Origin of the sequence: Actinoplanes sp. NPDC048791 (genome assembly GCF_040650095.1) — a bacterium.
Lineage (GTDB): Bacteria > Actinomycetota > Actinomycetes > Mycobacteriales > Micromonosporaceae > Actinoplanes.
Genome location: NZ_JBEZGQ010000780.1, coordinates 1 through 4,094, shown reverse-complemented (window position 1 = coordinate 4,094; position 4,094 = coordinate 1). Strand labels below are relative to the sequence as shown.

Below are 4,094 nucleotides of genomic sequence, written 5' to 3'. Positions count from 1 at the left end.
CCGGTCGGCACCGAGCCGGGCCGCCTCGGCGAAGTCGCGAGCGCTGGGATCGCCGGCCCGCTCGAAGGACGCCAGCCCGGCGGAGAACAGCAGGGCGACGTGCCGGCGCGTCTCGGTAGCCGGCAACCGCGCGACTTCCGGCGCCTCCGCCCGGGCCGCCCGGACCAGGTCGTCCACGATGTCCTCGTCGGCGGCCATGGCCCACAGCACCTTGACGAACACGTCGCTGCGCGCTGTCGGTGCCATGGCTGCTCCCGGGCGGTTGTGGCTGCCGTACAACGACGGGTCCGGACGTTGGTCCCCGGCACCTATCGACGGGCGGCGATCCGCTGTTTCCTGTTCGTTACCGCAAAGTAACATCACTCCCCGCGTCCAGGAGAGTCCCGTGGCCCGAAAAATGTTCGCGTTAACCGCCCTAGCCGCCACCCTGTTCGCCGCCGCACCGCTGCCCGCGGCGGCCGCGCCGCCCGCGGGTCTGCAGGAGGTGATGTTCGTCGGCAACAACTGGGCCGGCACGGTCGACGTCATCCGCCCCGGCGGCGGCTACACCAAGCTCGGCGGGCTCAGTGTGATCCCGGATCTGGACGCCCGGCTCTGGGACATCTACCTCAACCCGATCAAGCTGGCCTACTTCCTCGGCATCCGCTCCGGTCCCGGCGAGGGGCACGACCAGCTCGTCGACGACATGTACACCACCCCGGACGGCACCGCGCTGGTCGCCTCCCGGCCCAGCCTGGCCGACGTGGTCTCGATCGACCTGCGCACCGGGCTGCCGAAGTGGCGGTTCCCGGTCTCCGGCTTCCGCGCCGACCACATGGCGGTCTCGCCGGACGGCACCCAGGTCGCGGTCTCGGCATCCACCTCGAACACGGTGCACGTGCTGGACATCGCGACCGGCCGGCAGCTGGGCTCGTTCGCCACCGGGGACAAGCCGCACGAGAACGTCTACACCGACGGCGGCCGCTACCTGTGGAACATGTCCATCGGCGAGGTCAACACCGACCTCGACGACCCCGGCTGGGACTGGACCAAGGGCAACCGGCGGATCACGGTCGTGGACACCACGACCTTCCGGACGGTACGCACGATCGACATGCGCGCCCGGCTGGACGCCTTCGGCCGCAAGGACCTGTCCAACGCGATCCGGCCCGCCGTGTTCAGCCCGGACGGCACCAAGCTGTACTTCCAGGTGTCGTACTTCAACGGGCTCGTCGAGTACGACGTCGCCACCGACAAGGTGACCCGGGTGAAGACGCTGCCGAAGAACCCGGCCACCAGCGACGACCGCACCACCTTCGTCAACGACTCCCGGCACCACGGCCTGGCCATGAGCCCGGACGGCAGCAAGCTCTGCGTCGCCGGGACCATGGACGACTACGTGACCGTCGTCGACCGCGGTTCGCTGCAGGAGGCGACCCTGGTCCCGGCCAGCAAGCCGTACTGGGCCACGGTCAGCGGTGACGGCCGGGACTGCGTGATCTCGGAGTCCGGCGCGGACCAGGTCTCGGCGATCAGCTTCGCCACCGGTAAGCGGGTGGCCACGGTGGCCGTCGGCGACCATCCGCAACGGGTCCGGATCGGCCACGTGGCCACCGGCTGGACCAGCCCCGTGGTGCGCTGACCGGTGCGCCTGCTGCTGAGCTGCCTTCTCGCCGCCGCCGCGGTCGCCGTCCCGGCCGGGCCCGCCCTCGCGGACCCGGCCGCCGCCGGCACCGTCGACGTGCTCACCTACAACATCGCCGGGCTGCCGGAGGGCCTGTCCAGCGCCCCGGCGCCCCGGGGGCCGAGCACGACGGCGATCGGGCAACGGCTCTCCGGGTACGGCATCGTCAACGTCCAGGAGGACTTCAACTACCACGCGGCCCTGTACGCGGCGGACAGCCACCCGTACCGGACGGCGACCAGTGGCGGGGCGGGCCTCGGCAGCGGGCTGAACACGCTGGCGGCGTACCCGTACGACGACGCCGAACGGGGGCGCTGGACCTCCTGCCAGCTCGACTCCGGTGACTGCCTCACGCCGAAGGGCTTCACCTTCCTGCGGACCCGGCTGGCCGACGGCGTCTTCGTCGACGTCTACAACCTGCACACCAACGCGGGCACGAACGCGGGTGACCAGCAGTCCCGGGCGGCCAACCTGAGCCAGCTCACCGCGTTCATCGGCAGCCACTCCGCGGGCAACGCCGTGCTGGTCATGGGTGACACCAACACCCGCTGGACCCGGGCGGCGGACACGATCCGGGCGTTCGTCTCGGCCAACGGGCTGACCGACGCCTGGGTGCAGCTCGTCCGCGGCGGTGACGTCCCGGCGGCCGGCAGCCCGGCGCTGGTCTGCGACGAGGTCGTGGTGAGCGACGCGTGCGAGGTGGTGGACAAGGTGCTCTACCGGAGCAGCCGATCCGTCACGCTGCGGGCGACCGCCTACCACAACGAGAGCGCTGTCTTCCGTACCGCCGGCGGGATCCGGCTGTCCGACCACGATCCCGTCTCGGTGCGCCTGGCCTGGACGGCGAACCCGGACTATCAGCTGGGCGACCAGTTCGGCGGCCCGCACGGCGACCACTTCACCGACGTGCCGGCCGTGGCGCCGGACGCCCGCGTCACCGCGATCGGGCTGCGCGCCGGCAACCGCCTCGATCAGCTCAGCCTGACCCTGGCCGACGGCACGACGCTGCGGCACGGCGGCACGGGTGGCAGCGAGCGGTCGCTGACGCTGGCCGCCGGCGAGTACGTGGCCTCGGCGACCGTGTGCCGGGGCGTGCGCGACGGCCGTACCCGGATCTTCTCGGCGAGCCTGACCACGAACCTCGGCGCGACCGTCAGCGGCGGCACCACCACCGCGGACTGCGTGACCTGGACCGCACCCGCGGGCCGGCAGCTGACCGGCTTCCACGGACGGGCCGGGGCGGAGGTCGACAAGCTGGGACCGGTCTTCACGAGGCGCTGAGGGCACCCGCCGGCACGGGCGCGGCGGTGACCTCGCCGAGCTGCCGGCGGACCACGTCGGCGTCGGGGTGCCCGAGCTCACCGAGGATCTCCGCCGCCCGGCGCCAGGCCGCGCAGCCGTCCTGGACCGCTCCGGTCTCCAGCAGGACGGCGCCGATCCGGCGCAGGGTGTCGGCCTCCTGGTAACGGTCTCCGCAGGACCGGAACGCCGCCACCGCGTGCCGGAAATAGGTCAGCGCGTCACCGTGGTCCGCTCGCACGTGGTACGCCATGCCGAGGGTGTCCCAGGTGAGCGCCCGGCCGAAGCTGTTGCCGAGCTGCTCGTGGATGGCCAGGGCCTGCCGGCAGTTCTCGATCGCCGCCTCCGGACGGCCGAGATGGGCGTGGTGCCAGCCGATGGCGTTGAGGACGGTGGCCTGCCCGACGAGGTGGTGCCCGGCCCGGAACAGCGTCAGGGCGTGCTCGTCGTGCACCAGAGCGTCCGCGTGCCTGTCCTGGCGGCCCAGCATCCTGGCCGTCGTGCGGTGCGCGGCCGCCAGGCCGATCGGATCGCCGGCCGCGTGGAACAGTTCGCGGGCGGTGGCCAGCTCCGCGGCCGCCCGGTCGTAGGCGTTGAGCCAGATGTGCGCCATGGCCAGCCCCCGGCGCGCGTCCGCCTCGGCGCCCGGGTCACCCAGCCGGATCGCGGCGAGGACCGCGGCCTGCTGGAGCGCCGCCCGGTCGTGCCACCGGCCGCGCCGTTCCAGATAGGTGGTCATGCCCCAGACCAGGGCCAGGACCTGCGGATCGGCGCCGCACTCGGCCGCCTGCGCGACGCAGGACAGCAGCACCTGGTGCTCGTGCTCGAACCAGACCACCGCGTCGAGCGGGTCGGTCACCGCCCGGGCCGGCCCGGCGACCGTGCTGCCGACGTGGCCCGGCTGGTCGCGGGTCGGGTCGAGCGCCCGGTCCGCGGCCAGGGCGGTGCGGGCGTAGTAGCCGAGCATCCGGTCGCGGACCGGTGCCGGATCGCCGCCGGCCTCGACGGCGTAGAGACGGACCAGGTCGTGCATGCGGTACCGGCCCGGCTGGTGCTCCTGCACCAGGTGCGCGTCGATCAGCTCCCGCAGCGACGGCATGAGCTCCGCGCGGGTCAGCCTGATCGGGCTGAC

Annotated in this window: 3 protein-coding genes and 1 pseudogene; 2 read left to right on the top strand and 2 right to left on the bottom strand. The window is 72.9% G+C overall.

Going from position 1 to position 4,094, the window contains the following annotated elements; translation table 11 throughout:
- Window positions 1–246: pseudogene (locus tag AB0C29_RS36850) on the bottom strand (PucR family transcriptional regulator); the annotation flags it as partial.
- Between the two features lie 151 nt (window positions 247–397).
- On the opposite strand from AB0C29_RS36850, the gene AB0C29_RS36845 reads away from it, so the two are divergent.
- Window positions 398–1,621, top strand: a complete 1,224-nt coding sequence (locus AB0C29_RS36845) for a YncE family protein (RefSeq protein ID WP_360830470.1) — start codon at window positions 398–400, stop codon at window positions 1,619–1,621.
- Between the two features lie 3 nt (window positions 1,622–1,624).
- Window positions 1,625–2,944, top strand: coding sequence for a jacalin-like lectin (locus AB0C29_RS36840; protein ID WP_360830467.1), 1,320 nt, complete (start codon window positions 1,625–1,627; stop codon window positions 2,942–2,944).
- On the opposite strand, the gene AB0C29_RS36835 is transcribed toward AB0C29_RS36840, so the two are convergent.
- On the bottom strand, window positions 2,931–4,094 hold a 1,164-nt coding region (locus tag AB0C29_RS36835), incomplete at its 5' end, for a tetratricopeptide repeat protein (protein ID WP_360830464.1). The genes AB0C29_RS36840 and AB0C29_RS36835 overlap by 14 nt on opposite strands.

Bases quoted from the DNA above. Each gene is read 5' to 3' on its own strand.
- AB0C29_RS36845 (WP_360830470.1), top strand. From the start codon at position 398: ATGTTCGCGTTAACCGCCCTAGCCGCCACCCTGTTCGCCGCCGCACCG.